At 70.1% G+C, this 2,331-nt stretch carries 1 protein-coding gene; it reads left to right on the forward strand.

The window, feature by feature from the left end:
* Positions 1-2,016 (forward strand): tetratricopeptide repeat protein (locus tag AAF481_20430; GenBank protein ID MEM7483533.1); only part of this gene is annotated, 2,016 nt, incomplete at its 5' end.
* Positions 2,017-2,331: the final 315 nt, after the last annotated feature.

Here is a 2,331-nt window from a genome sequence, read left to right on the forward strand (position 1 = left end):
ACGGTGCTGTTGGCCGCCACCAGCCTCGGCCCGGTCGCCGCCCAGACCCCGCCGACGATCCTGCAGGCGGTCGACCTCGGTGGCCTGGAAACGCGCTCAGCGGCGCTGATGCTCAGCGCCCAGGAAGCCGGCGACCTCCAGGTCTCCGTGCTCGCCATCCCCTTGCCGGATCAGGTCAGCCTGATGCTCGAGATCGGGGGCGAGTCATTGCTCGCTGGCGCAGGCGCGGAGTCGGGCGACGAGCTGCTCACCGAGATCTACGCCTATGCGATCGACGCCGAAGGCGGCCTGGTCGACACCCTGACCCAGGCGGTCCGTCTCGATCTGGGGCGCCATCGCGCGGCCCTGGCCAGCACCGGCCTCAAGTTCTTCGGCCACCTCGATCTGCCGCCGGGCAAGTACTCCCTGCGCGCCATGGCCCTCCACCGGCGGGCCAATCGCCTGGGCCTACGGATCAGCCAGCTCGAGGTTCCACGGTGGAGCACGGACGCCGACCCGCATCTTCTGCCCCCGGTACGGCGCGAGCTCACGGGTCGTTGGCTGGTGGTCCACGAAGAGGCTGCCAATCCCCCACCGTTTCCTCTGAGGGTCGCCGGCAAGTCCTATGTGCCGACGGTGCGGCGGCGCATCGCCGCCCAGGAGCGCGCCGGCTTTTGGCTGCTCGGCTCGCGACCGGAGGAGCGTCTTCGCGCCGACCTCCTGCCGCGCGAGGGCGGCGCGGCGCTGCAAGAGCTCGGCCTCGGCCACCTGCAGACACTGGAGGGCGGCCGGCTGGGTGTGCGAGCCCTCGCCGCCGAGGTCGACACGGACCGCCTGCGGCCTGGTGAGTATCGGCTGCAGATCTCGGCTGTCGAGCGGCCGGAAGCCTTTGCCTCGACCGCCCTCGAGATCCGACCGCCGCCGGGCTTCGACGTGCCGGCGGCGGCGGTCAAGACGCCGGAGCTGCAACCGAGAGCCCCCCGCGCCCGCCGCTCGCAAGTCCGTGCCGAGCAGATGATCCGGGTTCGCGCGGCCTACAGCCAGTCCCTGGCCGAGCTCGGGCAAACCCACACGAAACCTTCCCTGCAGTCCCTCATCGAGCTCGAGACATCGATGATCGGCGGCGGCTCGAAGAAGGCACAATCGACCCTGGCCGAAGCCGAGCTGCGGGTCGCCCTGGAGCTGACGGCGCGCGACGCGGAAGGCTTCCTGCCCTTGATCCGCATCCACGAGGCGCTCTACCGGCGCTACCACAAACGCCGCCACTTCCTGCTCGCCACTCACTCGCGGCAAATTGTCGCCAGCCTCAGCCAGCTCTACCTGGAGCGGCTCGGGCCGAATCCCGAAGGTCGGCGCCTGGTAGCGGCGGCGCTCACCAGCATGGCAGGCTACCTGCAAGAGATCGGCGCCATGCCGTCGGCCGAGCTGACCTACGAGAAGGCGCTGGATCATCAGCGAGACGATCGCGCCGCTCTGGCCGGGCTCGCCGCCATTCGCGAGTTCTACGCCGACTACGAAGGGGCCGAAGAGTTGCTGCGGCGGCTGCACGCCAACCAGCCCGACGATCCCCACATCCGCCTGCGCCTCGGCATCAATCAGAAGCGGCTGGGCAAGCACCGCCGCGCGGCGGAGACCCTGGGCCAGAGCCTCGCCGCCTCCGGCCCCGAATGGGTCGCCGCCCTCGCCGCCCAGGAGCTGGCGGGCCTGCATGCCAGCCAGGAGCGCTTCGACGAAGCCGTCGCGGTGCTCGAAGCGGCCATCACCCGCCACCCCAACTGCCAGCGCCTGCCGATCCAGCTGGCGGCGCTGCTCGATCGCAGCGGGCGCCCCACCGCCGCCCGCCAGGTCCTCGCCCGGCTCGATCCGCAAGCGGGCCGCGAAACCAGTTCGCCGCGCCTCCTCTACAGCCAGCTCCCGGCGACCGCCGCCAAGAGCGCGCGCCGCACCCTGGCGCAAGAGGCCTCCCGGCGTCTCTCCCGGCTGACCCTGCCGGCGGCCAGCGAGGCAGCGCAACCCATGACGGCAGGTGGATTCTGAGCTTGCTTCAACCCGGGGCTGCAGACCACGGACTGAAAGTCCGAGGCTATTCGCGTCCGTGCCTGCGGGACGAAGAGATAGGGAAGACGCCACGAAGATCGGTCGTCGGCCGGCTCATGACGGTGATCTGCAGAGCGCGGAAGAATGCCCCCGATGAACACGACCACCGTCTTTTTCTGTGTTCTGTGACCCCGCCAGGGGTCGACGAAAATAGCCTCGGGTTTCAACCCGTTGCAGCCCCACGCAGAGCGGCCGGCTGGTTCCTAGGGGGTCTCCTCGTACTGGCGCCGGTCAGCCTGGCCGAAGGTGAGATCG

The organism is Acidobacteriota bacterium (assembly GCA_039030395.1).
In the GTDB taxonomy this organism is placed as follows: domain Bacteria; phylum Acidobacteriota; class Thermoanaerobaculia; order Multivoradales; family JBCCEF01; genus JBCCEF01.